Source organism: Cellulomonas xiejunii (assembly GCF_024508315.1).
Classification (GTDB): Bacteria; Actinomycetota; Actinomycetes; order Actinomycetales; family Cellulomonadaceae; genus Cellulomonas; species Cellulomonas xiejunii.
In genome coordinates, this window is the sequence record NZ_CP101987.1 from 2,752,679 (window position 1) to 2,779,322 (window position 26,644).

The following is a 26,644-nucleotide window of genomic DNA, read 5'->3' on the forward strand; positions in this document are numbered from 1 at the left end:
CGATACTCCCGCGTGCCTCACACGAACTTTGAGAGACACGCCCTAGTTCCCTGGCCGCGGTGCGGCCCGGCCCGGCCGTCGTCCGCGTGACCGGCGGACCGTCGGCGGTGCCCCGCCTCCGGGCGTCCTGCCCGTCGCGCCCTCGGCCACGCTCGAGGCTGCCGGCGCCGCGTCCGCCAGCAGACGCGCCACCTCGTCCTCCCCTGGAAGGCGTTCGGGCAGGACCGTGACACCGGCGCCGACGTAGCAGAAAGCCGCGCGGACCAGGTCGGGGTCCGTCCCCGTCAGCCGCGCCCAGGCGATGCGGTAGACCGCGAGCTGGAGGTCGCGCGAGGCGCGCTGCGCCGAGTCCCGCGGCGGCGAGCCCGTCTTCCAGTCGACGACGACGACGGCGCCGGGCACGTCGGGCCGGTCGGGGTCGGCGAAGACCGCGTCGATGCGCGACCGCAGGACGTACCCACCGATCGTGGTCTCGACGTCGACCTCCACCGCCACGGGTGACCGGTGCGCCCACGGGGTGCGCAGGAAGGCGGCGCGCAGCTCGGCCTGGTCCGGGTCGCCGGGCAGCACGTCGTCGTCCGCCCCGGGCAGGTCGTCGACGTCGACGAGCGTGGCCTGCCCGTACCAGGCCTCGACCCAGGCATGGAAGGCCGTGCCCCGACGCGCCTGGGGGGACGGTTCGCGCGGGACGGGCCGCCGCAGGCCCAGGGCGAACTGGTCCGGCTGGGCATCCAGACGCACGAGCGACGACGCCGAGAGGTGCGCCGGCAGCGCGACGCGCGCGTCACCCCGCCGACGCGCTGCCTGCTCTGCGAGCAACCTGTCCGCGAGCACGTCCCAGTCCTCGCTGTCGCCCGGGGCGGCCGCGGCGGGGGTGGCCGCCGGCTGGTTCGCCGCAGCGGCGCGCACCGCCTCGGCGGCTGCGACGACCGCCGCGCGTCGCGGTGCCGCACCGTCCCGGGTGAAGGGGTCGACCGGCCAGACCGCGGTCGGCGTCAGCGCTGCTCGGGGGTTCGGGCTGCCCGGCTCGGGCTCGTCGGCACGTCCGACGACCTCCGCGAGCCCTGCGTCGAGGAGCTCGGTGAGGAACGGCGAGAGCTTGCGCGGAGCCTTCGGCTCACCCCAGTACGCCGCCGACAGCAGGAGGGCCTCGCGCGCCCGGGTCAGCGCGACGTACGCGAGCCGACGCTCCTCGGCGACCTCGTGGTCGCCGGCGTCCAGACGGAACCGGTCCAGGCGGTCCGCGAGCTCCTTGGGCGACTCCGCACCCGCGCACTCGAGTCGCGGCAGGTCGTCGGCGTCACCGCGCAACGGGTACGGCAGGACGCCGAGACCCGTGAGCCAGGCGGAGTCCTTGGGACCGTCCTTGCCGAGCATCGCCGTCGCGGGCAGTCCTCCGTCGACCATGCCGGCGACCGCGACCGCGTCCCACTCCAGCCCCTTCGCGGCGTGCACGGTCGTGACCTGCACCGCGTCGGGGTCGGGCTCGGTCACGGGGAGCTCGAGACCGTCCTCCCGGGCCTCCGCGGCCTCGAGCCAGGCCAGGAACGCGCCGAGCGTCGGGCGGTCGGCACCGCGCGCGAACTCCGCAGCCACGTCCGCGAACGCGTCCAGGTGCGCGCGTGCCCGGCCCGGTGCGACGTCGGCACGGGCCTGCACCTCGATGTCGAGACCGAACAGCCGCTCGGCCTCCCCGACGAGCTCGGGCAGCGACAGGCCCTGGTGCGCGCGGACGGCGCGCAGGACGGCTGCCAGGTCCACGAGGCGGCGTCGCCCCTCGGGCGTCACGACGCGACCGGCAGGGCTGCGCCACCCGGGCGGCGGCGGGTCGTCCAGCGCGTCGACGAGGCTCCTCTCGTCGACGACGTCCGCCTCGACGCCGTCGCGCCCGGGCACCCGCCCCGCGGCCGGGCGCGCACCCTGACGCGCCCACTCCCCCAGTGCGTGCAGGTCGGCCGCACCGAGCCGCGTGCGCGCCCCCGTCAGCAGCCGGACGACCGCGTCGCCCCGCGTCGGGTCGTGGGCAGCCTGCAGCACGGCGACGAGGTCGACGACCTCCGGGGTCGCGAGCAGACCACCGAGTCCGACGACCTCGACGGGCAGACCCGCCGCGCGCAGGGCACGACGCAGCGGCTCGAACTGCGAGCGCTTGCGGCACAGGACGGCCGCGGTGCGTCGCCCGGCCGGGTGGAGCCCTGGGCGCCACCGCTGCGCGACCCACGCGGCGACCTGCTCGGCCTCGTCCTCGACCGTCGCGGCCACGATCGCCTGGACGACGCCCTCGCCCGCACCGGGACGTGGCGCGAGCCGCGGGACGTCGACCTGCGCAGCACCGGTGCGCAGAGGCGCGGCGACCGCGTTGGCGGCGTCGAGGACCGCGACGTCGTTGCGCCACGACGTCGACAACGGGACGACGTCGGCACGGCGCCGGTTCGACTCGCGGCCGTCACCGTCCCGCTCGACGACCGGGAACGCCGCGGGGAACCGCGCGAGGCCGCCCGGGCTCGCGCCGCGCCAGCCGTAGATCGACTGGTGCGGGTCACCGACCGCGGTCACCGGGTGCCCTGCCGTGAAGAGCGCCTGCAGCAGGACCAGCTGGGCGTAGGAGGTGTCCTGGTACTCGTCCAGGAGCACGACCCGGAACCGGTCGCGCTCCCCGGCGCCGACCTCCGGGACGTCGCGCGCGATGCGCGCCGCGAGCGCCACCTGGTCGCCGAAGTCGAGGCTGTCGGCCGCCCTCTTGCGCGCGCGGTAGTCCGCGACGAGGTCGAGCACGCGCGAGCGCTCGCCGAGGGACGCGACGAGCTCGCGGACCTTGGCGTACGGGGCGCGCGGCGGCTCGCCGGCGGGTGTCGACACGAGGCTCTCGACGAGCGCCTCGATGCCGTGGCGGGCGGTCGCCGGGTCGAGCAGGTGCTCGTCCAGGGCGCCGGACAGCGCCAGCACCGCGTCGACGACGGTCGACGTCGCGGCCGACGTGTCCAGGTCACCGGCCCACGACTCGACGACCTCCGACGCCAGCTGCCACTGCGCGGCCTCACCGAGCAGCCGCGCGCCGGGCTCGACGCCCAGGCGCAGCGCGTGGTCCGTCACGAGGGACGCCGCGTACGCGTGGTACGTCGACACGTGCGGTCGCGCGAGCTCGTCGACGACGTCCGCGCCGGTCGGCAGCGCGACGCCCTCGGCCGCGGCCGCACGCACCAGCCCCCGCAGCCGGCGCCTCACCCGCTCGGAGAGCTCACCGGCGGCCTTGCGCGTGAAGGTCAGGCCGAGCACCTGGTCGGGGGCGACGAGTCCGTTGGCGACGAGCCAGACGACCCGCGCCGCCATGGTCTCGGTCTTGCCCGAGCCGGCGCCGGCGACGACGAGCGACGGCCGCAGCGGGGCCTCGATCACCGCGCGCTGCTCGTCCGTCGGCGGGTGCTGCCCCACGAGCTGGGCGATCCGCACGGCCGACAGGCCCGCCACGACCGGGGCGTCGGTGGCGGTCACGCGACCACCTGCCCGCCCTCGCCACGCAACGGGCACGAGCGGCGCACCGGGCAGCGGGTACACAGGTCGTTCGCGCGCGCCTCGAAGCTCGACGCCGCCATGCGGTCCGCGACGTCGTCGACGAGGGTGCGCGCCCAGCTCGGGGCGCCCTCCTGTGGTCCCAGCCCGTCCTGGCGACGTTGCGTGGCACCTCCGGAGCCCTGGGCCAGGTGGACGAGTCGCGCCGCTGCGCTGTAGGTCCCCGGCTCGAGCCCCGGGACCGCGCCGGCGTCGACCGCGAGCTGGTAGGCACCGAGCTGGGGGTGCTCCGCGGCCTGCGCAAGAGTCGGCACGCGGGAGCCGGTCTTCAGGTCCACGACCTCGACGGCGTCCCCGGCGCCGTCGCCCTCGGCGACCGCACGTTCGACGCGGTCGATCGACCCCCGCACGACCGCGCGGTCCGTCTCGAGCGAGAAGGGCGCCTCGACGAGCAGCGGCTCTCCCGCGTCGCGCAGGTACGCCGCGAGCCGCTCGACCATCGCGTCGGCCTTACGGCGTGCCGCGACCGACGGCCAGCCCTCGCCCAGCCCCAGCTCGTGCCAGCGACGGTCGAGCTCGGCGCGCAGCGTCGGCAGGTCGGCCGTCGGGTGCTCCTGGGCGATGGCGTGCACGAGCGTGCCGAGCGACTGCTGGGCGGAGGACGCCGGTGTGCCGCCGGCCGACTCCAGGGCCCAGCGCAGGGCGCACCGCTGGGCGGTCTCCAGCCGCGAGGGTGAGACCGGGACCTTCGCGTCGGCCGGCCACAACGGCGCGTCGCTCGACGGTGCGGGCAGCCCGAACCAGGACGCCGGGTCCGCACCGGGGACGCCGGCGGCGGCCAGCCGCGCGAGGGTGCGTGCGGCCGCCGTGTCCGTCCCGCCCTGCGCCGCCGCGCGCTCGAGAGCGGAGCGCAGGCGCGCGACGAGCCCGCGCAGGTCGAGCGGCGCGGGGGCGCTCGTCCGACGCGGGTCGGGCCCGTCGTCGTCGGACCCGGGCTGCACGAGGTCGAGGAACGGCGACGGTGTCGTGTCCTGGTCGTCCACGGCCGTGACCAGCAGGACCGTGCGAGCGCGCGAGCAGGCGAGCGCGAACGCGCGCAGCTCGTCGGCCAGCACGGCGGCCCGCGCCGCCCGCGCGTGCTCCTCCCCCGGCCCCCCGGCGGTCTGACGCCCGGCCAGGAGGTCGACGAGCGACTGCGCACCCAGCAGTGAGTCCCGCAGCCGCAGGTCGGGCCAGACGCCCTCCTGGACGCCGACGACCGCCACGACCTCCCACGACCCGCCCGCGGCACCCGCCGGCGTGAGCACGCTGACCCCGGCCGCGCGCGACGCCGGCGCCAGGGAGTCCGCCGGGAGGTCCTGCGCCATCACCCAGTCGACGAACGCGCGCGGCGTCGCCTGCGGCACGCGCTCGACGAAGGTCTCGGCGGCCCGGAAGAGCGCCAGCACGGCATCGAGGTCACGGTCGGCGCGCTCGCCACCCGATCCACCGGCGAGCGCCGCCTGCCGCCACGGCTCGGCGAGGCCGGCGCGGTCCCATACGGCCCACAGCACGGCCTGCACGTCCGCGCCGGGCGAGGCAGCGGCGTCACGTCCCGCCTGCAGCAGCCTGGCGAGACGCTGCACCGGACGCCCCACGTGCGGCTCGAGCGTGGCGGCCCGGTCGGGCGCACCGAGCGCCTCGACCAGGAGCACGTCGCTGGAGCGGCCACCGCCCCCTGCGAGCTCCTCGGCCCGCAGCGCCCGCCGCACCCGCCGCAGACCCACCGCGTCCAGACCCCCGAGCGGTGAGCAGGCGAGCCGAGCGGCGACGTCGGCGTCCAGCTCGTCGGGCTGCAGAGCGACGCGCACCGCGTCGAGGAGGGGCCGCACCGCGGGCTCGTCGCGCAGCGGCACGTCGCTCCCGACGACCCGGACGGGCACACCGGCCTGGGCGAGCGCGCGGCGGACCGCCGTCACGCGACCACCGGCACGTGCGAGGACGGCCATCTCGTCCCACGGGACGCCGCCCTGCAGGTGGGCGCGTCGCAGCCGGTGCGCGACCCAGGCGGCCTCCTGCGCGGCGCTGGGCAGCACAGCGACACGAGGCGCAGGGCCCTCCGCCCGGTCCTCGGGTACCAGAGCCCGCCGGTGCGCGACCGTCCCGGACGCGGCGACCCGCTCCGTGATCCTCGCCGTCACCTCCCGCAGCGGCGCACTCTGCCGCCAGACGGTGCGCAGCACGACGTGCTCGGCCGCCGGCTCCCCCGGCCCTCCGGCCGTCGCGCGCGCGACGAGCGACGGCTGGGCACCGCGGAAGGTCTGCACGGCGACGTCCGGGTCGCCGAGCAGCAGCAGCCGGGCCCCGTCGTCCGCGAAGGCCCGCAGCAGCCGCGCGGTGGCCGCCGTGCTCTCCTGGTAGTCGTCGACCACCACGAGGCGCCGACGCGGGCACGGCACACCGGGGACCTCGTCGTCCCAGCCGCGCAGCGCGGCAACGGCGGCGTCCACGACGACCGCCGGGTCGAGACGCTCGCCGGCGTCGGGCGTGCCCGCCGCGAGCGCCATGACGTCGAGGTACTCCTCGTAGACGCGCGCCGCGGCGACCCAGGCGGGGCGCTGCTCACGCCGGCCGAGCGCCGCGAGGTCGGTCGGGGCGAGCCCTCGCTCGGCGGCTCTCATCAGCAGGTCGCGCAGCTCGTCACGGAACGCGCGCGTCCCCAGCGCGGCCTCGGGGACGCCGGTGGGCCACCGCGGCCCCGGCACCTCCCCGGCGGCGTGCCCGGCGAGCAGCTCGGCCAGCGCCAGGTCCTGCTCGGGCCCCGAGACGAGCACCGGCGGCGGCTCACCGAGCGCGCCCGCCCGCGCCCGGAGCACCGCGAACGCGACGGCCGCTGCGGTCTGGACCAACGGCCGACCCGCGGTGCGTCCCAGGCGCACCGCCAGCCGGTCACGCAGGTCGGCTGCGGCTCGGCGGCTCGCCGCCAGCACCAGCACGTCGTCCGGAGTGAGGCCCGCCGCCACCGCGGCGGCGGCGGCCTCCAGCGCGACGGTCGTGCGGCCGGTCCCCGGCGCTCCGGTGACGAGCAGGGCGCGATCGGCCCCGGAGGCCACCCGCTCGACCACCTCGCGCTGCTGGTCGTCCAGCACCGGACGGGCCGCTGCGCCGCGCGCCGCACGCTCGACGAGGGGCGCCGCCACGAGCCGGGTGGTCGATGCCGTCGTCACGGGCCAGATCCCATCACGTCCCACCGACATCCCCGTACCGGAACGCGCCGTGCGGGGTGAGCGCCCCGTCACGCCACGAGGGCGACCCCTGCCCGCAACACACCCTGGCTACGATCTGCGGGTGACCGACGCCCAGGACGCCACCGGACCCCGAGCTCGCGGGCTGCGGATGGCACGCGCCGAGCGCAGGTCGCAGCTTCTCGCGGTGGCCCTCGACCTGTTCTCCACCGAGGGGTTCCACCACGTCTCGATGGACGACATCGCCGACCGTGCGGAGGTCAGCAAGCCCGTCCTGTACCGGCACTTCCCGTCGAAGCTCGACCTCTACCTCGCGGTCGTCGACGAGCAGGGCGAGGCTCTCCTGTCCGCCGTGGAGCGTGCCGTCGCGCCGATCGAGGCGGGCCCGATCGGCCGCGGCGAGGGCCGCGCGGTCGTGGCCGCCGTGGTGCACGCGTACCTCGCGTTCGTCCAGGTGGCCGGCGAGTCGTCCACCCTCCTGTTCGAGTCCGACGTGACGCACGACGCGCAGGTCCGCGTCCGGGTCGAGCACGCGGCCGCTGAGGCGACGCGTCGCATCGCCGACGTGCTCGCCGCCGTCACCGGCCGGGACCGGGCCGACGCCGACGTGCTCGCCTCGGCACTCGTGGCCACCGCCCAGGGTGCCGCGACCTACTGGCTGCGCCGCGGCGACGGCCAGGGCGTCGAGCGCGTCGTCGAGCTGGTGACGGACCTGCAGTGGCGGGGCCTCGCCGGCCTGGTGCGGCCCGACTTCCCGTACGGGGACGCCTAGGATCGGTGGCGACCAGCCCGGCGCCCTGCGCCGGGTCCCGTCCGATGAGGAGTGCCCGTGGAGATCACGATCGGCGTGCAGCACCACTCGCGCGAGCTGACGCTCGAGTCCGACCAGTCCGCGGACGAGATCGTCGCGGCCGTGCAGGCGGCGGTCGACGGCAGGACGACGACGCTGGACCTGACCGACGTCCGCGGCCGTCGGGTCGTCGTGCCCGCCGCCGTCCTCGGCTTCGTGGAGATCGGCGCCGAGACCAAGGGCCGCGTGGGCTTCGGCCAGCTGTGAGCACGCCCCGGCGTCCGGCTCGCGCCGGGCGCCGGGCGCGTCAGCGCTGAGGGCTGGGCGCGTCAGCGCTGAGGGCTGGGCGCGTCGGCGCTGGGGGCCGGACCCGGTCGTGGCGCGCCGGCTGCCGGGCCGTCAGGCCGTCAGGTGCAGGCGCGACATGCGCCGCGTGTGCTCGGCGGTCAGCTCGGTGAAGACGCCGGGAGCAGCCTGGGGCGTCGCGTTCCCGGCGGGCGCGTCATGGGGCGTCGCCGCTGCGAGTCCCGCCCGGTCGAGCACACGGGCGACCTCGGGACGCTGGGCCACGCGCTGGACGACGCCCAGCGCCTCCCCGACCAGCCGCCGCCCCCACAGGGCCAGCCGGGACGACAGGACCTCGTCACCCGCGCACGCCCGGTCGAGCTCACGCACGGCGACCTCGCTGCGTGACACGTCGCCCAGGACGTCGGCCACCAGACGCGCCGACTCCTCGTCCAGACCGCGTGCGGCGAGCCGGCAAAAGTCGTCGGTCACGCCGTAGCCCACGTACGCCTTGAGCAGACGCTCCGCCCACGTGCTCGAGGGCGTGCGCGCGTCGAAGTCGGCCAGCACGACGTCGAACCGCGCGAGGGCCGCGGGACCGTCCCCGCCCAGCTCCTCGATGCGGGCGAGCACGCGGTCGCGACGCTCGATGCAGCGGGCGGACAGGCGGCTCAGCACGAGCGACTGCTCGAGGCACGGCGCCTGGCGGCTGTCGTCCGCGAGCCGCGCGAACGCCTGGTGCTCCAGGCCGGCCACCAGACCGAGGACCTCGACCGCGTCGCCGACCCGGAGATCCCCCACGGTCCCGACGTCCGTACCGCCGCGGTTCGCCGACCGCTCGTCGGCGGCGGCGTGCTCGGGACGCAGGGGGCGGGCGCTGCCGGCGCTGGAGGTCATCCGGCGATGGTAGCGCCGGGAGGCGCGCCGCCCCCGGGACGACCAGGTGTCCGGGACGTGCGTCCGATAGACTGGGTGCGTACATCCCGTACATCGGTTGCCCGTTCGTCTCGGTTTCCCGGTCCGGCACCATGCCAGACCCTCCCCGCACGACGCGCACCGGCCGCCGTCCGCAGGGCTCGACGCCCGCAGACGCGCCGGCAGGGTGCGCCGCGCGGGGTGACTTCTACGATCGGCTGCCGGCCAACCCGCGTGGCGCAGCCCGCTGTCGCCCGGGGCGGACGAGCGCACGCCGCGCCGCCGGCCCCTGGCGCGCACCGTGAGCCGCCACCCTGGCAGTGAAGAGCCGCACGTGACCACCGACCAGACCGTCGACCAGGAGCCGCGCACCGACGCCGCCGTCGACACCCCCGTCCTCGACACCTCCGACATCATCCGTACCGCCGCCGACGCCGTCCCGACCGAGTCGCCGACCGGTTCGCGCCGCGCCGCCTCGGTGCAGGCCGTCGACGCCTCGTTCGCGGACTTCGACGTCCGGCCGGAGATCGTGGCCGCGCTCGCCGCGGCAGGGATCTCGCAGCCGTTCCCCATCCAGGCGATGACCCTGCCGGTCGCGCTGGCGGGCCACGACATCATCGGCCAGGCCAAGACGGGCACCGGCAAGACCCTCGGCTTCGGCGTCCCGCTGCTGCACCGCGTCATCGCACCGGGCGAGGAGGGCTACGAGCGGCTCGCGGCGCCCGGTGAGCCGCAGGCGCTGGTCGTGGTGCCGACGCGTGAGCTCGCCGTCCAGGTCGCGGGCGACCTCGCCATGGCGTCGACCGGCCGCAAGGTCCGCATCGTGCAGGTGTACGGCGGGCGCGCGTACGAGCCGCAGGTCGAGGCGCTCAAGCGCGGAGCCGACGTCGTCGTCGGCACGCCGGGCCGCATGATCGACCTGCTGAACCAGCGTCACCTCCGCCTGAACCACGCCACCGAGGTCGTGCTCGACGAGGCCGACGAGATGCTCGACCTCGGCTTCCTGCCCGACGTCGAGAAGCTGCTCGCCGCGACCCCCGCGAACCGCCACACCATGCTGTTCTCGGCGACCATGCCGGGCGCAGTCGTCGCGATGGCCCGCCGATACATGTCGCAGCCCACGCACATCCGGGCGTCCGCCCCGGACGACGAGGGCCAGACGGTCAAGAACATCAAGCAGGTCGCGTACCGAGCGCACGCGCTGGACAAGGTCGAGCTGCTCGCGCGCATCCTGCAGGCACGGGGCCGCGGGCTGACCATCGTCTTCGCGCGCACCAAGCGCACCGCCGCGAAGGTCGCGGACGACCTGGTCGAGCGCGGGTTCGCCGCCGGCGCGATCCACGGCGACCTGGGTCAGGGCGCGCGTGAGCAGGCGCTGCGCGCTTTCCGCCACGGCAAGGTCGACGTGCTCGTCGCCACCGACGTCGCGGCCCGCGGCATCGACGTCGAGGACGTCACGCACGTCATCAACTACCAGTGCCCCGAGGACGAGAAGACGTACCTGCACCGCACCGGCCGCACCGGCCGCGCGGGCAACAAGGGCACCGCCGTCACGTTCGTGGACTGGGACGACCTGCCGCGCTGGGGCCTGATCGACAAGGCGCTCGGCCTGGGCATCCCGGCCCCCGTCGAGACGTACTCCTCGTCGCCGCACGTCTACGCGGACCTCGACATCCCCGAGGGCACCAAGGGCCGGCTGCCGAAGTCGCAGCAGACCCGTGCCGGCCTCGACGCCGAGGTCCTCGAGGACCTGGGCGAGACCGGCAAGCGCGGCGGCGGAGCACGTCCCGCGCGCTCCGACGAGCGGTCCGGCGGCGGACGCCGCGAGGGATCGCGCGACGGCGGCCGCGGGGGTGCGCGCGACAGCGGCGCGCGTACCCGTGGGGCCGACGCCGCCCCCTCCGGCACGGCACCCTCCGCCACGGCGACCTCCGGCACCGCGACCTCCGGCACCGCGACCTCCGGCACCGCACCCTCCAGCACCGCGACCTCCGACGCCGAGGGCGAGGGCCGTCGCCGTCGCCGCGGTGGCCGCGGCCGCGCAGGTGGGGACGGCGCCGCACGTACCGAGCAGGGTGCGTCGCGCGCGGAGCAGCCGGTGTCCGCCGAGGCACCGGGTGCCGACGCCCCCGCGGGCGGGGAGTCCGACGGCACGCCCCGTCGCCGTCGCCGTCGCCGCTCGCGCGGTGGCGCCGCCGGCGCCCCGTCCGACGCCGCCGCACCCGCCGGCTCGGACGCCTGACCCACCGCGACGCTGGATCGCCCTCTCACCACCAGGTGAGGGGGCGATCCCTTTCCACCCCCACCCCCCACCCGCGCGAGAGCGCGATCCGGCACCCCACCACCCCGGCGAGGGTGCGATCCAGTCACCCACCACCCGGCGACAGAGCCCGGGCGGGGCGTCCGCACCGCCGTGGTGCCGCGGCGTCAGATCTCGCGCGCGAAGGCCAGCACGGCGTCGGCGAGCAGCTGCACCGCGATCGCGGCGAGCAGCAGGCCGGCGATGCGGCTGACGAGCATCGTCCCGGAGTCCTTCAGGATGCGGTGGATCGCGCCCGCGAACCGCATGGACAGCCACAGGCACACGTGTACCAGGACGACGCCGAGGGCCAGGGCCACCCAGTCGGAGGGCTCGGTGGACTGCTGGACGTAGACCATGGTCGCGACGATCGCGCCCGGTCCCGCGAGCAGGGGGGTGCCCAGCGGCACGAGCGCGACGTTCCCCTGCGTGCCCTCGTAGCCCTCGCTGCTGTCCATCTTGCCGGTGAGCAGCTCCATCGCGACGAGCAGCAGCAGCAGACCTCCCGCACCCTGCAGCGCCTGGACGGACACGTGCAGGTAGTTGAGGAGCGACTGGCCGAAGAGCGCGAAGCCGACGATGACCCCGAACGCGACGAGGATGGCCTGCCGGGCGGCGCGCGCCCGCTGGTGACGGGTCATGGACCCGGTCAGCGCCAGGAACAGCGGGACCGTCCCCGGGGGGTCCATGATGACGAACAGGGTCACGAAGACCGAGAGGAACAGCTGGACGTCCAGGGCGTTGCTCACGCCGTCACCACTTCCGTCGTCCCCTGACGGACGATCTCGTCGAGCACGTCCGGGGCGGTCAGGTTCTCCCCCAGAAGGTTCAGCTTGCCGGTCCCGTGGTAGTCGCTCGAGCCCGTGACCAGCAGGTCGAGCCGGTCCGCGATCGCCAGCAGCCGCTCACGCTGCGCGGCAGAGTGATCGCGGTGGTAGACCTCGAGCCCGGCCAGGCCGGCGTCCGCGAGCTCGTCGAACACCCGGTCCGGGACGATCCGGCCGCGTGCGTCGGCGGCTGGGTGCGCGAACACCGGGACGCCCCCGGACGCGCGGATGGCAGCGACGGCGACCGGGGCCTCGGGCGCGTAGTGGTCGACGTGGTACGGGCCGTTCGACGCCAGCAGGTGGGCGAAGGCCGCGTCCCGGTCCGGGACGACGCCGCGCGCCACCAGGGCGTCCGCGATGTGGGGGCGTCCGACGACGACCGCGTCGCGGGCCTGGTCGAGCACGTCCTGCCAGGTGATCGGCACGTCCCGCGCGAGCCGCTCGACGATGTGCCGTGCACGGTGGACACGGGACTCACGGGCGCGCGCGAGCTCGTCGGCGAGCGCGGGGTGCTCGGGGTCCTGCAGGTAGCTCAGCAGGTGGACGCTGACGCCGCGGGCACGTGCCGAGACCTCGGTGCCGCGCACGAGCGCGATCCCGACCTCGCGTGCGGCGGCCGCTGCCTCGCCCCAGCCGGCCGTCGTGTCGTGGTCGGTCAGCGCGACCACGTCGAGGCCCGCAGCACGCGCGGCGGTGACGAGCTCGGCGGGAGTCTGCGTGCCGTCCGACGCGCGGGAGTGCGTGTGGAGGTCGATGCGCACCCGCTCACGCTATCCGCTCCGCACCACCGCCCTGCCCCCGGGTGTGCAGTCGGTGCCAGACTGGAGCGGTGAGCACCGACGACGACCTCCAGAACCTCACCTCCGAGACCGGGAGCCCGGCCGTGGCCGAGGGCGACGAGCAGCCACTCGAGGAGCGCGGATCGAATCGGTCGCACCGCCCGCAGTCGCGCCGGTTCGTGGAGTTCGTGACGTCGGGATGGGGCGAGCGCCCTGCGTCGACGGCCGTGCGCGCCGCCGTGGCGGACCGGACCGCGGAGCGCCGCAGCGCGCTGTCGGCCCAGTTCCCCGGGGTGCGGCTCGTCGTCCCGGCCGGTTCGTTCAAGGTCCGCTCCAACGACACCGACTTCCGGTTCCGACCGCACGCCGCGTTCGCGCACCTCACGGGCCTCGGCACGGAGCAGGAGCCCGACGCCGTCCTGGTGCTGCACCCGGTGGCCGACGGCACGGGCGACGACGGCAGCGCGCACCGGGCGGTGCTGTACATGAACCCCCTCGCGGGCCGCGACACCCCCGAGTTCTTCTCCGACGCGCGCTACGGCGAGTTCTGGGTCGGCGCGCGCCCCACGCTCGACGAGGTCGCGACGACGACCGGGATCACCACGGCGCACGTGGCGGACCTGCGCGACGCGCTCGCGAAGGACGTCGGCGAGGGCGGGGTGCAGGTCCTCGTGGTCCCGGGTGCGGACCTCGCGGTCGAGGAGGTCGTCGCGCAGATCCGCGGCGAGGAGGAGTCCGGTGAGGCCGACGCGCGGCTCGCGGAGGCGCTCTCCGAGCTGCGGCTGCTGAAGGACGCGTACGAGGTCGAACAGATGCGGCTCGCGGTGGACGCGACGATCGCCGGGTTCGAGAAGGTCGTGCGCGCGTTGCCGCGTGCTGTCGGGCACCGGCGCGGTGAGCGTGTCGTCGAGGGGACGTTCATCGGCCACGCGCGCGAGGAGGGCAACGACGTCGGCTACACCACGATCGCGGCGGCCGGCGAGCACGCCACGACGTTGCACTGGACCGACAACGACGGGCAGGTCCGACCGGGCGAGCTCGTGCTGGTCGACGCGGGCGTGGAGGTCGACTCCCTGTACACCGCCGACGTGACGCGCACGCTGCCCGTCGACGGCACGTTCACCGACGTCCAGCGCCGCGTCTACCAGGCGGTGCTCGACGCCGCCGACGCGGGCTTCGCCGCGGCGGTCCCCGGCGCACGGTTCCGCGACGTGCACGACGCCGCGATGCGCGTCCTGGCGGCGCGGCTCGAGGAGTGGGGCCTGCTGCCGGTCACGGCCGAGGAGTCCCTCGCGCCGGACAACCAGCACCACCGGCGCTGGATGGTCCACGGCACGTCGCACCACCTGGGCCTGGACGTGCACGACTGCGCGCAGGCCCGCGCTGAGCTGTACCTGGACGGTGTGCTGCAGCCCGGCATGGTGTTCACGATCGAGCCCGGCCTGTACTTCAAGTCGGACGACCTGCTGGTCCCGGCCGAGTACCGGGGCATCGGCGTGCGCATCGAGGACGACGTCCTGATGACGGCCGACGGCAACGAGAACCTGTCGGCCGCGCTGCCGCGGGACCCCGACGCGGTCGAGGCCTGGATGGCAGCGCTGCGCGAGGGCTGATCCGCGCCGTCGGCCTCAGAGGGTCGGCGGGGCGGGGGGCGTCGGCGGGGCGGGGGGCGTCGGCGGGGCGGGGGGCGTCGGCTGCTCGGGGGGCGTCGGCTGCTCGGGGGGCGCGGGCCGGACCGGCTCGGGCCAGCCCGACACGACGCCGCCGGTCTCCGCGAGGAGGTGGCGCGCCTTGTTGGCGTGCTCGGCCAGGCAGAGCACCGAGTAGGACGTCGCGACGATCTGGCTGGACGACGCGAAGTCGCGCCGTCCGCGGGTCAGGGAGTACCCGATGACGGAGAAGAGCAGCCCGAACGCGCCGCCGAACAGCACGGTGGGCAGCATGATGCCCGCCCCGCCGGACGAGAACATCGTGAGGATCAGTCCCACGAAGAGCCCGAACCAGGCGCCGGACAGGAACCCGCCGAGCGCGGCGCTCGGGTAGGACAGCCGCCGCAGCACCCGCTCCACCATCCGCAGGTCCGTGCCGACGATCGTCACGGAACGCACGGGGAACTGCTGCTCGGCGAGGAGCTCGACCGCCTTCTGCGCCTGCAGGTAGGTGCCGTACGTCGCGACCGTCTCCCCCGTCGGCAGCGTGGGGGTCGTCGGGATCCGCTCGGACTGCTTGAACGACATGGCCTGATCCTCCCGCACCGCACGGGACACCGCCAGGCTGGGTGCCGCCCGCCCGCGGGACCACCCTCTCCCGCGATTCGCACCGAGCCGCGCCGCCGACCGCCGTCTAGGCTGACCGGCGTGAGCAGCGTCGGGGCCAGGGTGTTCGTCGCGCGCCTCGCCGGCACCGCCGTCTTCGACCCCATCGGCGACGAGGTCGGCAGGGTGCGTGACGTCGTCGTGCTCGTGCGCCTCAAGGGTGCGCCCCGCGCGGTGGGCCTCGTGGTCGAGGTCCCCGGCCGACGACGCGTGTTCCTGCCGCTGACGAGGGTGACGGCCGTCGACGCCGGCCAGGTCATCTCGACGGGCCTGGTCAACATGCGGCGCTTCGAGCAGCGGGTGTCCGAGACGCTCGTGATGGGCGAGCTGCTGGACCGGACGGTCGAGCTCGCGGACGGCTCCGGCAGCGCGCGTGTCGAGGACGTGGCGATCGAGCTGCAGCGCAACGGCGACTGGCTCGTCACCAAGGTGTTCGTGCGACGCACCGACCAGCGCGGAGGGCTGCTGCGGCGACGTGGCGAGACGCTGCTGGTGTCGGTCGAGGACGTCCGGGGCCTGAGCCTGCCGACCGCGGCGCAGGGCGCGCAGCTGCTGCTCGCCCAGTACGAGGACCTCAAGCCGGCCGACCTGGCCGACGTCCTGCACGACATGGGGGTCACGCGCCGCCTCCAGGTCGCGACCGCGCTCGACGACGAACGCCTCGCCGACGTGCTCGAGGAGCTGCCCGAGGACGACCAGGTCGAGATCCTCGGCGGCCTGGAGCGTGGGCGCGCGGCCGACGTCCTGGAGGCGATGCAGCCGGACGACGCCGCGGACCTGCTGGGTGAGCTGACCGCCGAGCAGGCCGCCGAGCTCCTCTCCCTCATGGAGCCCGACGAGGCCAAGGACGTGCGCCGGCTCCTGGCGTACGCGGACAACACGGCCGGCGGCCTGATGACGACGGAGCCGGTGATCCTGGGCCCGGAGACGTCGATCGCGGCCGCGCTCGCGCACGTCCGCCGTCAGGACCTCAACCCGGCGCTCGCGTCCGTGGTGTTCGTTGCGCGCCCCCCGCTGGAGACGCCGACGGGGCGGTACATCGGCATCGTCCACCTGCAGCGGATGCTGCGGGAGCCGCCGCACGAGGCGATCGGGCAGATCGTCGACACCGACCTCGAGCCGGTCGCGGTCGATGCCCCGCTGCTGACGGTGACCCGCCAGCTCGCGACGTACAACCTGCTGGCCCTGCCGGTGGTCGACGAGCAGCGGCGCCTGCTGGGTGCCGTGTCGGTCGACGACGTCCTGGACCACCTGCTGCCCGACGACTGGCGCGAGACGGACGACGTGCACGCCGGCCCGCCGACACGACCCACGCCGCTCGTCCGCGCGCCCCACGGGGGTGACCGTGGCTGACCGCCTCGACCAGCCCCGTACCCGGGGGCGCTCGCTGCTGCCCCGCATGCAGGTGGAGGCGGACGCGTCGGGCCGGGTGTCCGAGTCCATCGCCCGCTTCCTGGGCACGCCGCGGTTCATCGTGTGGCTCACGGTCTTCTGCGTCGTGTGGCTGGCGTGGAACGCGTGGGGGCCCGTCGAGCTGCGGTTCGACAAGTCCGCGAACGGCTTCACCGCCCTCACCCTCATGCTGTCCCTGCAGGCCTCGTACGCCGCCCCGCTGATCCTGCTCGCCCAGAGCCGGCAGGCGGACCGGGACCGGGTGGCCGCCGAGCAGGACCGTCAGCGCGCCGAGCGGAACCTCGCCGACACGGAGTTCCTGGCCCGCGAGATGGCGTCGCTGCGCATCGCGCTGTCGGAGGTGGCGACCCGCGACTTCGTCCGCTCCGAGCTGCGCAACCTGCTCGAGGACCTGCAGGCCGAGCAGGCGGACGACGAGGACGGGGCGCCTGGCGCACGGCCGTCACCCGACGGGACCCGACGAGGGGCCGTCGAGCGCTGACGCCGGCGCCGCTGGGATGGCCCGCGGCGTCGCCGTCGCGGCGACCTACGATGGTCGGGTGCCGCCCGTCGAGACCCCCGCCCCCGTCGATCCGCTGCTCGAGGCCGTCCGCACGGCGCTGAGCACCGTGCAGGACCCGGAGATCCGCCGCCCGATCACCGACCTCGGGATGGTGCGCTCGGTGTCGCTCGAGCCGCGTGACGCCGGGTCGTTCGTGGTCGTGGGGCTCGACCTGACGACGCCGGGCTGCCCGATGAAGGAGACCCTGACGCGGGACATCACGGCGGCGGTGGCGCCGCTCGACGGTGTCGCCGGCGTCCGCGTCGACCTCGGCGTCATGTCGGCCGAGCAGCGCGCCGCCCTGCGCACGATGCTGCGTGGCACCGACGCGGAGCCGCAGATCCCCTTCGCGCTGCCGGGGTCGTTGACCAAGGTGATCGCCGTGGCGTCCGGCAAGGGTGGCGTGGGCAAGTCGACCGTGACGGCGAACCTCGCGGTGGCGATGGCCGCCGACGGGTTGCGCGTCGGCGTCGTGGACGCGGACATCTACGGCTTCTCGATCCCCCGCATGCTGGGGGTCGACCGGGCGCCGACCAAGGTCGACGACATGCTCCTGCCGCCGGTCGCGCACGACGTGAAGGTCGTCTCCATCGGCATGTTCGTGCCGGCGGGTCAGCCGGTGGTGTGGCGCGGCCCGATGCTGCACCGGGCGCTGCAGCAGTTCCTGGCCGACGTGTTCTGGGGCGACCTCGACGTCCTGCTGCTGGACCTGCCGCCGGGGACCGGGGACATCGCGATCTCGGTGGCCCAGCTGCTGCCGGGCTCCGAGATCGTGGTCGTCACGACGCCGCAGGTGGCGGCGGCGGAGGTCGCCGAGCGCGCGGGCGCGGTGGCGGCGCAGACGCGTCAGCGCGTCGTGGGTGTCGTCGAGAACATGGCGTGGCTCGAGCAGCCGGACGGGTCGCGGCTCGAGCTGTTCGGGGCTGGTGGCGGGCGCCGCGTCGCGGAGAACCTGACGCGCCTGACGGGTGCCGACGTCCCTCTCCTGGGTCAGGTGCCGCTCGACGTCGAGCTGCGGGAGGCGAGCGACGGCGGCACACCGGTCGTGCTCGCGGCGCCGGCGTCGCCGGCCGCCGTCGCGCTGCGTGCCGTGGCGAGCACGCTGGCGGCACGTCCGCGCAACCTGGCGGGCCGATCGTTGGACCTCTCCCCCGTCACCCGCTGACGGGGTCCTTTCCGATAATTTCGGAGGGCTGCGGTCACGCTCCCACCGCACCACCACGCCGTCCTGTGATCCAGATCACAGGACGGCGTCTGTTTATCGATACATCGCCCCCTCCGGCGTCGTCGGCCAGCGCCTAAACGATTACGAGCGCATCGAAACCTCCCGAAACCCGCCCTGGCGCATTGACGTTAAACCTGGACGGACGGGACCGTGTCCTGCCGGCTTCCCCCGGCTCACCACCCTTGAGGAGGGATCGATGACGATCACACGTCACCGCCGCCGTCGAGCGCGCGCTGTCAGCGCCGTCGCCGTGGCGGCCATGGCCGTGGGCATGGCCGTGCCGCTGGCACTGCCGGCCGCGGCCGCAGGTAGCACGCTGCAGGCAGCCGCCGCTGAGTCCAACCGGTACTACGGCGCCGCCATGGCCGGCAGCTACCTGAACAACTCCCAGATCACCGGCATCTTGCAGCGTGAGTTCAACATGATCACGGCTGAGAACGAGATGAAGATGGACGCGACGGAGCCGAACCAGAACCAGTTCAACTACACCAACGGCGACCGGATCGTGAACTGGGCGCTGCAGAACGGCAAGCAGGTCCGCGGGCACGCCCTGGCGTGGCACTCCCAGCAGCCCGGCTGGATGCAGAACATGTCCGGCCAGTCCCTGCGCAACGCGATGCTCAACCACGTCACGCAGGTCGCCACGCACTACAAGGGCAAGATCCACAGCTGGGACGTCGTCAACGAGGCCTTCGCCGACGGCAACTCCGGCGCCCGGCGCAACTCGAACCTGCAGGGCACCGGCGGCGACTGGATCGAGGCCGCGTTCCGCGCAGCCCGCGCCGCGGACCCCGGCGCCAAGCTCTGCTACAACGACTACAACACCGACGACTGGTCCCACGCCAAGACCCAGGGCGTCTACAACATGGTCAAGGACTTCAAGGCCCGCGGCGTGCCGATCGACTGCGTCGGCTTCCAGGCGCACTTCAACTCGGGCAACCCGGTCCCGTCGAACTACCACACCACGCTCGGCAACTTCGCCGCACTGGGTGTCGACGTGCAGATCACCGAGCTCGACATCGAGGGCTCCGGCACCAGCCAGGCCGAGCAGTTCCGCGGCGTGCACCAGGCCTGCCTCTCGGTCGCACGCTGCACCGGCATCACCGTGTGGGGCGTGCGTGACAGCGAGTCGTGGCGCTCCTCGGGCACCCCGCTGCTGTTCGACGGCAGCGGCAACAAGAAGGCGGCGTACAACTACTCGCTCGACGCCCTCAACCAGGCGAGCGGCACCGTGCGCGCCACCCCGGGCGGTCAGAACGGTGGCCAGCAGCCGACGCAGCAGCCCACCCAGCAGCCGACGCAGCAGCCGACGCAGCAGCCGACGCAGCAGCCGACGCAGGACCCGGGCAACGGCGGCGGCACCGGCAGCTGCACGGCGACGTACTCCGAGGGCGAGAAGTGGAACGACCGCTTCAACGGGGTCGTGACGATCCGCGCCAACGGCAACATCAGAAGCTGGACCTCCACGGTCACGCTGCAGAACCCGCAGCGGATCATCGCGACCTGGAGCGGGTCACCGACGTGGCCCTCGGCCAACGTCATGGTGATGCGTCCGAACGGCGGCGGTGCGCTGTCGAACGGGCAGACCGCGTCCTTCGGGTTCACGGTCCAGCACGGCGGCAACTGGACGTGGCCGTCCGTGAGCTGCGCAGCGTCGTGACGACCTGATCGTCCACGGCTGATCGGCGCCCCGACGGGCCGGTCGCAGTGACACAGCGGGCGTGGTGCCACACGGCACCACGCCCGCTGTGCTCGTCCAGGACCCGCTGTGCTCGTCCAGCGCCCGTCGACGACGGTGCAGGTCGCGCCGACCGCTGGTGGATACTGTCGCCGTGCTCGCGTCCCCCAGTCACGTGCGTCGCACGTCCACCCACCTGGCCGACGGCCGCGAGCTGATCTACTACGACGACTCCGAGCCCTACGTCTCGGGCGCGGCGACGCGTCGGCTCGACGACCCGCGCCCCCTGCCCGACCGCTTCGCCCCCGTGGTCGACGCGCACGGCGTCGCACACGCCGTCACCGGCCCCGAGCTCCGGCTCGACCCACTGACCGGCGAGTGGGTCCCGATGGCCGCGCACCGCATGAACCGCACGTTCCTGCCGCCCGCGGACGCGAACCCGCTGGCGCCCGCGAAGCCCGGCGCGGCGTACCAGGACGGCGAGGTCCCGGACACCGACTACGACGTCGTGGTGTTCGAGAACCGGTTCCCCTCGCTGCTGGACGTCCCGGGGGCCGAGCCCACGACCGAGCTCGTCGACGGCGAGCCGCTGTGGCAGCGGCGCCCCGCGGTCGGACGCTGCGAGGTCATCTGCTTCTCGTCCGATCCCACGGCGTCGCTCGCCACCGTCAGCCCGCGGCGCATGCGCACCGTCATCGAGGCCTGGACGGACCGCACGCGCGAGCTGTCGCTGCTCCCCGGCGTCGAGCAGGTGTTCTGCTTCGAGAACCGGGGCAAGGAGATCGGGGTGACGCTCCACCACCCGCACGGGCAGATCTACGCGTTCCCCTACGTGACCCCGCGGACGCGGACGATGCTGGAGCAGGCGCGCGCCCACCGGACCAGGACGGGGCGCGTGCTGCTGCGGGACGTGCTCGACGCCGAGCTCCGGCACCGCGAGCGGGTGGTCCTCGAGTCGGAGCACTGGGTGGCCTACGTGCCGTACGCGGCGCGCTGGCCCGTCGAGGTGCACCTCGCTCCGCGCCGCGACGTGCCGGACCTCCCGGCGCTGACGGACGCCGAGAAGGCCGACCTCGCGACCGCCTACCTCACCCTGCTGCGCCGCCTGGACCAGTTCTTCGTCGACGGCGACGGCGCCGCGATCCCCCTGCCGTACGTCAGCGGCTGGCACCAGGCGCCCGTGCGCGAGGGACGGGACGTGTCACGGCTGCACCTGCAGCTCTTCTCGGTCCTGCGCGCACCGGGCAGGCTCAAGTACCTCGCGGGCGTGGAGTCCGCGATGGCGTCCTGGATCTCGGACACCACGCCCGAGCGCATCGCCCGGCGGCTGCAGGAGCTCGCATGACCGCCGTGTGGACCGAGGCATGGGGGCGCGCGGACGGCACCCGGCGGGTCCGCGACCTGTTCGCGGCGACATACGGGTCAGCGCCCCAGGTCGTCCGGTCGGCCCCCGGCCGCGTCAACCTCATCGGCGAGCACACGGACTACAACGGCGGTCTCGCCCTGCCGATCGCGCTGCCCCACCGCACCTACGCCGCCCTCGCCCGTCGCGACGACGACGTCGTGCGACTCGTGTCCGCGCAGGAACGCTCCGAGGTGCGCGAGGTGCGGCTGGCTGACGTCGCGCCCGGGACGGTGGGCGGCTGGGCGGCGTACGTCGCGGGGGTCGCGTGGGCGCTGCGCGCGGCCGGGCACGACGTGGGCGGCTTCGACGTCGCGATCGACTCGTGCGTGCCGTCCGGCGCGGGCCTGTCGTCGTCGGCGGCGCTGGAGGCGTCCGTCGCCGTCGCCCTCGACGCGCTGCACGGCCTGGAGCTGGCCGGTGACGTCGACCCTGCCGGCGCACCGACGCACGACGCGAGCCGCGCGGTCCTGGCCGACGTGTGCGTGCGGGCCGAGAACGAGATCGCCGGCGCACCGACGGGCGGCATGGACCAGGCGGCGTCGCTGCGCGCCCGCGCAGGCCACGCGCTGCTGCTCGACTGCCGCGACGGGTCCGCGCGCCACGTCCCGTTCGACCTCGCGACGCACGGCCTGGCACTGCTGGTCGTCGACACGCGCGCCGCGCACTCGCACGTCGACGGCGAGTACGCGCAGCGTCGGGCGGCGTGCGAGGGAGCAGCACGACGTCTGGGGGTCGCGTCGCTGCGGGACGTCGCCGACGACCCGCACGGAGACGGCCCCGCGCTCGCGTCGCTCGCCGGGGAGCCGGACGGTGACGTGCTCGTCCGACGCGTGCGGCACGTGACCTCCGAGATCGCACGGGTGCAGGCGTTCGTCGACGTGCTGGCCACCGGCGACGTGGCGGCCGTGGGCCCGCTCATGGACGCGTCCCACACGTCGTTGCGCGACGACTACGAGGTCTCCTGCGCCGAGCTGGACCTGGCCGTGGAGGCCGCGCGCGCCGCCGGCGCGCTGGGCGCGCGCATGACCGGCGGCGGGTTCGGCGGGTCGGCGATCGCCCTGGTCGAGGCGCACACCGTCCAGCACGTCGCCACCGCCGTCACCGGCGCCTTCGCCGCCCGCGGGCTCGCCGCACCCGCGTTCGCCGTGGCAGTCGCCGGACCACCCGCAGGCTGACGCTAGGCTGCGGCGCGTGTCGGGACGACGGGCGTCGGTGCGAAGGCTCGCTGCCACGCTGACCCGCGTCGTCGCCGCCGCCGCGGTCCTCGGTGCGTGCTCGTCCGGGCCGAGCCACGACGAGCCGGCGACCGCGGGCCCGTTGACGGACTACACGTCGGAGTTCGCCGCGCGGGTGCTCGCGCAGGCCGAACGTGAGCGCGTCGCCGGTGCCGAGGCGGTGGCCGCCTGCATGCACGCGCAGGGGTTCGACCACGCCCCCTTCGTCGATGCGTGGTCGGTGACGACCGCGACCGTCCCCCCGGAGCGCAGCACCGCGCAGTGGGCGCAGGAGCACGGGTACGGGCTGGTCGACGGCAGCGCGTCCGGGCCGGACCTGGAGGGCGCCACCGACCCGAACGCCGATCTCGTGGCGGAGATGAGCGCGGCGGAGCGGACCGCGTACCTCCTCGCGCTGCACGGCCCACCCGACGCACCGCAGGACGGGTGCCTCGCGCGAGCCCCGGACCCGGCCGACGCCTGGAGCGACGAGACGTACCTCCACCACGTCGAGGAGGCGGCGCGCCTCGAGGAGGATGCCCGCGCGGCGGCCGCGGTGGTCACCGCCCGGGACGCCTGGCGCACCTGCATGGCCGACGAGGGCGTCCCGGGGTACGACTCACCCGACGCCGCCGTGCGCGACGTGACGGAGCGCGTGCAGGAAGCCGAGCGGAACGGCCCCGGGACGGTTCCCGAGCCGACCCGCACGGGGCTGCTGGAGCTGGAGCGCACCGTCGCGACGGCGTCGCGACGGTGCGAGGACGTCTCGGAGCTGCCCCGGCGGCTCGCCGCGGCCGTGCGCGACGCCCAGGTCGCGTACGTCGAGGAGCACCGCGCGGAGCTGGACGCGTGGGCGCTGACGTGGCCGGACCCCACGAGCACAGGTACGACCGGGGGTTGACGCGGCGCCGCCGCGCGCGGCGCTAGCCTGCCGTCGTCAGACCGAACCGCACCGCACCGCGCGACCCGCGCCGGCGCCATCGACACGAGGAGCAGGCGCAGTGGTCCGTCGTTACGTCTTTCCCGCACTGCGGATCCTGATCTGGGCCGTCATCGCGGTCGCGCTCGTCCGCATCGCGTTCGCGGGTGCCGACATGAGCGTCGACGCCGGCGGCGCGGTCCCGACCGGGCAGGTCGTCGAGCCCACGGTCGAGGTCACGGCGGCGACGATCACGAACGCCGTCACGGTCCGTGCGTCCGTCGTCGCGGACCCCGCCGTCCCGGTGCGCGCGACGCTCGCAGGCACCGTGTCGAAGCTGTTGGTCGAGAACGGGGCCCGTGTCGAGGTGGGCACGCCCGTCCTGGAGATCCGGCAGGAGACGCCGCAGGACCCCCTGACGAAGACCGATCCGGAGACCGGTGAGGTCACGGTGACCGAGCGCAAGCCGAAGGTCGTGGTCGAGACCGTGAAGGCCCCCGTCGCCGGGACGCTGAGCCTGCCGACCCTCAAGGACCAGATCCTCTCCGTGGGTGACACGGTCGGCCAGGTCTCCCCCGGCACGCTGTCGGTCTCGGGAAACCTGACGCCCGACCAGCAGTACCGGCTCGTCGGCGCGCCCACCGAGGCGCAGGTGACGCTCAAGGGCGGGCCGGCACCGTTCACCTGCACCGGGCTGCGGATCGGTGCGGCGGCACAGCCGGCCGCACCGGCCGAGCCGGAGCAGGAGGGCGGCACCGCCCCGTCGGGCACGGTCGTGTGCGCCCTGCCCGGCGACGTCACGGCGTTCCCCGGCCTGGGTGCCGACCTCGAGATCGTCAACGGCACGGCCGCCGACGCGGTCGTCGTCCCCGTCACGGCGGTCCAGGGCACGGTGCAGCGCGGCAACGTGTGGGTCGTGACGTCCGAGGGCGCCGAGCCCGAGCAGCGTCAGGTCGGGCTCGGGCTGACGGACGGCGAGGTCGTGCAGATCACCGAGGGCCTCGCGCTCGGGGACCAGGTGCTCGAGTTCATCCCGGTACCCGACGACGGCAAGGACGAGTGCGAGGACCCCGCGACGTACGACCCGGCGGTGTGCGGCGGATGAGCCTGCTCGAGCTGACCGGCGTCACGCGGTCGGTCCGTCTGCCGGACGACCGGCTGCTGGAGATCCTGCGGGGCGTCACGCTGAGCGTCGACACCGGTGAGCACGTCGCGGTCGTGGGCCGTTCCGGCACCGGCAAGTCCACGCTCCTGAACATCCTCGGGCTGCTCGACGCACCCACCGACGGCCAGTACCTGCTGGAGGGCGTGCCGATCGGGCGCCTGTCGGCCGGCGAGCGCACCCGGCGCCGCGGCCGCGACTTCGGGTTCGTCTTCCAGCAGTTCAACCTGCTGCCCGGCCGGACGGCGCTCGAGAACGTGGCGGCGCCCCTGATGTATGCCTCCGGGCGGCAGTTCTGGCGGCGCCGCGCGCTCGCGACGCAGATGCTCGAGCGGGTCGGGCTCGGCGACCGGCTCGACACGATGCCCGAGAAGCTGTCCGGCGGGGAGCAGCAGCGCGTCGCGATCGCGCGTGCGCTCGTCCGCGGGCCCCGGGTCATCCTCGCGGACGAGCCGACGGGCGCCCTGGACGTCGAGACGGGGCAGGAGGTCATGGGGCTGCTCGACGAGATCGCCTCGATCACCGGCGCCGCTCTGGTGACCATCACGCACGACCTGGCCGTGGCCGCGCGCGCGCAGCGGCACTACCGGCTGGCCGACGGCGTGCTCGTGCCCGTCGACCTCGGTGGTGCGGGGCACGAGTGGGTGGGCGACGTGCCGACCCTGCCCGGTGTCGGCCGGCTGCCTGCCGTCGCGGGCGGCGTCCCCGGGGTGCCGGAGCTCAGCCGGCCCGTCCCCGCGCGGGTCGAGCCGTGACCGGCGTGGTCGGTGCCCTCGTCGAGGCCTGGGACGAGCTGCGGCTGCACAAGATGCGTGTCCTGCTCGCGCTGATCGGCGTCGCCGCGGCCGTGATGGCGATCACCGCCGTCACGGCGGCCGTGCAGATGCTGACCCAGGCGTACACCGAGACGACCGAGCGTCAGATGGGCCGACAGATCACGTTGGCGATCGACGCGTACCCGATGAGCGAGCAGGCCGGTCCCGCCACCCAGCTCGACGCCGCCTACGAGCTCGCCCTCCAGCGGTACGACATCACCTGGGCCACCCGCGACTGGTACACGCAGGTGCCGTTCCGCTTCCCCGACGGCACCCGTCCCACCGAGGTCCGTGCGGTCGACCCCGACCTGGGGACCATGCAGCGCGTGGACGTCGTCCAGGGCCGGTGGTTCACGGACGCCGACACGGACGCGTTCGCGCCCCTCCTCGTCGTGAACGACGTGTTCCTGGAGCAGCTCGGGTTCACCGGGCTGGACCCGCGCCCGACCGTCCTGCTCGGGGACGAGACCCCGGTGCGGGCCACGATCGTGGGTGTCACCCCGAGGGCCTGGCCTGATGAGGGACCCTCGGCGATGGTGCTCTACGACCAGCTCGCGCGCTGGTACACACCCGACGCGGCGGGGGGCTGGGGTCAGCCCGTGCCGACGCTCAAGGTGTGGGTCCCTCCCGACGCCGCCGCCGACCTGTCGGTCCGCCTCGAGCGTGACGTGGCCGCCGCGCTGCCCGGGTGGGAGGTCCACTCCTACGACAACCGCAGCGGCGGTCTCGGGATGATGGACGGCGCCGCTCGCTGGGTGGCGTTCGGCGTGGGCGGCTTCGCCCTGCTGCTCGGTGGCCTGGGGCTCGTCAACATCGCGCTCGTGACCGTGCGTCACCGGATCCGCGAGATCGGCATCCGACGCTCGTTCGGTGCCACGTCAAGCCGGATCTTCTTCGGCGTGCTCATGGAGTCCGTGGTCGCGACCGCGGTGGCCGGCCTCGTCGGGGTGGTGCTCGCGGTGGCGGTGATCAAGAACATCCCCATCGACGTCGTGTTCGGCAGCGGCCTGCAGGACCGGCCGCCGTTCCCGGTGTCCGCCGCGCTGGTGGGGATGGCGTGCGCGACCGGCGTCGGCGCCCTCGCCGGGGTCATCCCCGCGACCGTCGCGGTCCGCGTCAAGGTCATCGACGCGATCCGGTACTGAGCAGCGCCCGCCGGGTTCGCCGATGGACTCCGTCGAAAACCCTCCCTGGGTACCCCAACCCTCCGGCCCACCTCATCCTGCCGAGAGCACAGGGTCATCCCGAAGTCGGACCCGGGGCGGGTGCGGCTTCGCTATCGTCGCGTCTGCGCCCTGGTCGAGGGCGCACTGACTTCTGTCATCGAC

The 26,644-nt window shown here is 74.8% G+C and carries 20 protein-coding genes; 14 read left to right on the forward strand and 6 right to left on the reverse strand.

Features of this window, described 5'->3' with window-relative positions; translation table 11 throughout:
* Positions 1-42: 42 nt before the first annotated feature.
* Entirely contained in the window at positions 43-3,492 is a 3,450-nt protein-coding gene (locus tag NP048_RS12530) for an ATP-dependent helicase (RefSeq protein WP_227575919.1), read from the reverse strand.
* Complete coding sequence (locus tag NP048_RS12535; protein WP_227575920.1) at positions 3,489-6,716, reverse strand: ATP-dependent helicase; 3,228 nt, start codon at positions 6,714-6,716, stop codon at positions 3,489-3,491. Before NP048_RS12535 ends, NP048_RS12530 begins: the two co-directional genes overlap by 4 nt.
* Before the next feature lie 121 nt (positions 6,717-6,837).
* Here NP048_RS12535 and NP048_RS12540 point away from each other — a divergent pair, with 121 nt between their 5' ends.
* Both NP048_RS12540 and NP048_RS12545 read left to right on the forward strand, forming a co-directional pair.
* Entirely contained in the window at positions 6,838-7,506 is a 669-nt protein-coding gene (locus tag NP048_RS12540; protein ID WP_227575921.1) for a TetR/AcrR family transcriptional regulator, read from the forward strand.
* A 57-nt stretch (positions 7,507-7,563) separates the two neighbouring features.
* On the forward strand, positions 7,564-7,791 hold the full coding sequence (locus NP048_RS12545; protein WP_227575922.1) for a DUF3107 domain-containing protein: 228 nt from the start codon (positions 7,564-7,566) through the stop codon (positions 7,789-7,791).
* A 132-nt stretch (positions 7,792-7,923) separates the two neighbouring features.
* Here NP048_RS12545 and NP048_RS12550 read toward each other — a convergent pair whose 3' ends face one another.
* Positions 7,924-8,706, reverse strand: a complete 783-nt coding sequence (locus NP048_RS12550) for a ferritin-like fold-containing protein (RefSeq protein WP_227575923.1) — start codon at positions 8,704-8,706, stop codon at positions 7,924-7,926.
* A 352-nt stretch (positions 8,707-9,058) separates the two neighbouring features.
* Between NP048_RS12550 and NP048_RS12555 the strand changes: the two genes are divergently transcribed.
* Entirely contained in the window at positions 9,059-10,966 is a 1,908-nt protein-coding gene (locus NP048_RS12555) for a DEAD/DEAH box helicase (RefSeq protein ID WP_372456783.1), read from the forward strand.
* Between the two features lie 185 nt (positions 10,967-11,151).
* Here NP048_RS12555 and NP048_RS12560 read toward each other — a convergent pair whose 3' ends face one another.
* Together NP048_RS12560 and NP048_RS12565 are read right to left on the reverse strand one after the other, a co-directional pair.
* On the reverse strand, positions 11,152-11,772 hold the full coding sequence (locus tag NP048_RS12560) for a MarC family protein (RefSeq protein WP_227575924.1): 621 nt from the start codon (positions 11,770-11,772) through the stop codon (positions 11,152-11,154).
* On the reverse strand, positions 11,769-12,611 hold the full coding sequence (locus NP048_RS12565) for a PHP domain-containing protein (RefSeq protein ID WP_227575925.1): 843 nt from the start codon (positions 12,609-12,611) through the stop codon (positions 11,769-11,771). Before NP048_RS12565 ends, NP048_RS12560 begins: the two co-directional genes overlap by 4 nt.
* A gap of 122 nt (positions 12,612-12,733) precedes the next feature.
* Between NP048_RS12565 and NP048_RS12570 the strand changes: the two genes are divergently transcribed.
* Complete coding sequence (locus NP048_RS12570; RefSeq protein WP_227576015.1) at positions 12,734-14,242, forward strand: aminopeptidase P family protein; 1,509 nt, start codon at positions 12,734-12,736, stop codon at positions 14,240-14,242.
* Positions 14,243-14,257: 15 nt separating this feature from the next.
* Here NP048_RS12570 and NP048_RS12575 read toward each other — a convergent pair whose 3' ends face one another.
* The gene (locus NP048_RS12575; protein ID WP_227575926.1) at positions 14,258-14,866 is read right to left on the reverse strand and encodes a YflT domain-containing protein; all 609 of its coding nucleotides are present in this window, start codon (positions 14,864-14,866) and stop codon (positions 14,258-14,260) included.
* A 120-nt stretch (positions 14,867-14,986) separates the two neighbouring features.
* Between NP048_RS12575 and NP048_RS12580 the strand changes: the two genes are divergently transcribed.
* The 10 genes from NP048_RS12580 (at position 14,987) to NP048_RS12625 (ending at position 26,461) form a co-directional block, all read left to right on the forward strand.
* Positions 14,987-16,297, forward strand: coding sequence for a magnesium transporter MgtE N-terminal domain-containing protein (locus NP048_RS12580; protein ID WP_227575927.1), 1,311 nt, complete (start codon positions 14,987-14,989; stop codon positions 16,295-16,297).
* Positions 16,290-16,838, forward strand: a complete 549-nt coding sequence (locus NP048_RS12585) for a DUF1003 domain-containing protein (protein WP_227575928.1) — start codon at positions 16,290-16,292, stop codon at positions 16,836-16,838. The genes NP048_RS12580 and NP048_RS12585 overlap by 8 nt, the downstream gene beginning before the upstream one ends.
* 58 nt (positions 16,839-16,896) lie before the next feature.
* Positions 16,897-18,063, forward strand: coding sequence for an Mrp/NBP35 family ATP-binding protein (locus NP048_RS12590; protein WP_227575929.1), 1,167 nt, complete (start codon positions 16,897-16,899; stop codon positions 18,061-18,063).
* A gap of 256 nt (positions 18,064-18,319) precedes the next feature.
* The gene (locus NP048_RS12595; RefSeq protein WP_227575930.1) at positions 18,320-19,783 is read left to right on the forward strand and encodes a glycoside hydrolase family 10 protein; all 1,464 of its coding nucleotides are present in this window, start codon (positions 18,320-18,322) and stop codon (positions 19,781-19,783) included.
* Positions 19,784-19,955: 172 nt separating this feature from the next.
* A complete protein-coding gene (gene galT / locus NP048_RS12600) occupies positions 19,956-21,146 on the forward strand; it encodes a galactose-1-phosphate uridylyltransferase (RefSeq protein ID WP_227575931.1) in 1,191 nt (396 codons plus the stop codon).
* A complete protein-coding gene (gene galK, locus NP048_RS12605; RefSeq protein ID WP_227575932.1) occupies positions 21,143-22,381 on the forward strand; it encodes a galactokinase in 1,239 nt (412 codons plus the stop codon). The genes galT and galK overlap by 4 nt, the downstream gene beginning before the upstream one ends.
* Positions 22,382-22,397: 16 nt before the next feature.
* Positions 22,398-23,321, forward strand: a complete 924-nt coding sequence (locus NP048_RS12610) for a hypothetical protein (RefSeq protein WP_227575933.1) — start codon at positions 22,398-22,400, stop codon at positions 23,319-23,321.
* Positions 23,322-23,421: 100 nt separating this feature from the next.
* Entirely contained in the window at positions 23,422-24,444 is a 1,023-nt protein-coding gene (locus tag NP048_RS12615) for a permuted SH3 domain-containing protein (RefSeq protein ID WP_227575934.1), read from the forward strand.
* On the forward strand, positions 24,441-25,256 hold the full coding sequence (locus NP048_RS12620; RefSeq protein ID WP_227575935.1) for an ABC transporter ATP-binding protein: 816 nt from the start codon (positions 24,441-24,443) through the stop codon (positions 25,254-25,256). Before NP048_RS12615 ends, NP048_RS12620 begins: the two co-directional genes overlap by 4 nt.
* The gene (locus NP048_RS12625; RefSeq protein ID WP_227575936.1) at positions 25,253-26,461 is read left to right on the forward strand and encodes an ABC transporter permease; all 1,209 of its coding nucleotides are present in this window, start codon (positions 25,253-25,255) and stop codon (positions 26,459-26,461) included. Before NP048_RS12620 ends, NP048_RS12625 begins: the two co-directional genes overlap by 4 nt.
* The last annotated feature ends 183 nt before the right edge of the window (positions 26,462-26,644 follow it).

Bases quoted from the DNA above. Each gene is read 5' to 3' on its own strand.
- NP048_RS12620 (WP_227575935.1), top strand. From the start codon at position 24,441: ATGAGCCTGCTCGAGCTGACCGGCGTCACGCGGTCGGTCCGTCTGCCG.
- NP048_RS12595 (WP_227575930.1), top strand. From the start codon at position 18,320: ATGACGATCACACGTCACCGCCGCCGTCGAGCGCGCGCTGTCAGCGCC.
- galK (WP_227575932.1), top strand. From the start codon at position 21,143: ATGACCGCCGTGTGGACCGAGGCATGGGGGCGCGCGGACGGCACCCGG.
- NP048_RS12550 (WP_227575923.1), bottom strand. From the start codon at position 8,706: ATGACCTCCAGCGCCGGCAGCGCCCGCCCCCTGCGTCCCGAGCACGCC.
- NP048_RS12575 (WP_227575926.1), bottom strand. From the start codon at position 14,866: ATGTCGTTCAAGCAGTCCGAGCGGATCCCGACGACCCCCACGCTGCCG.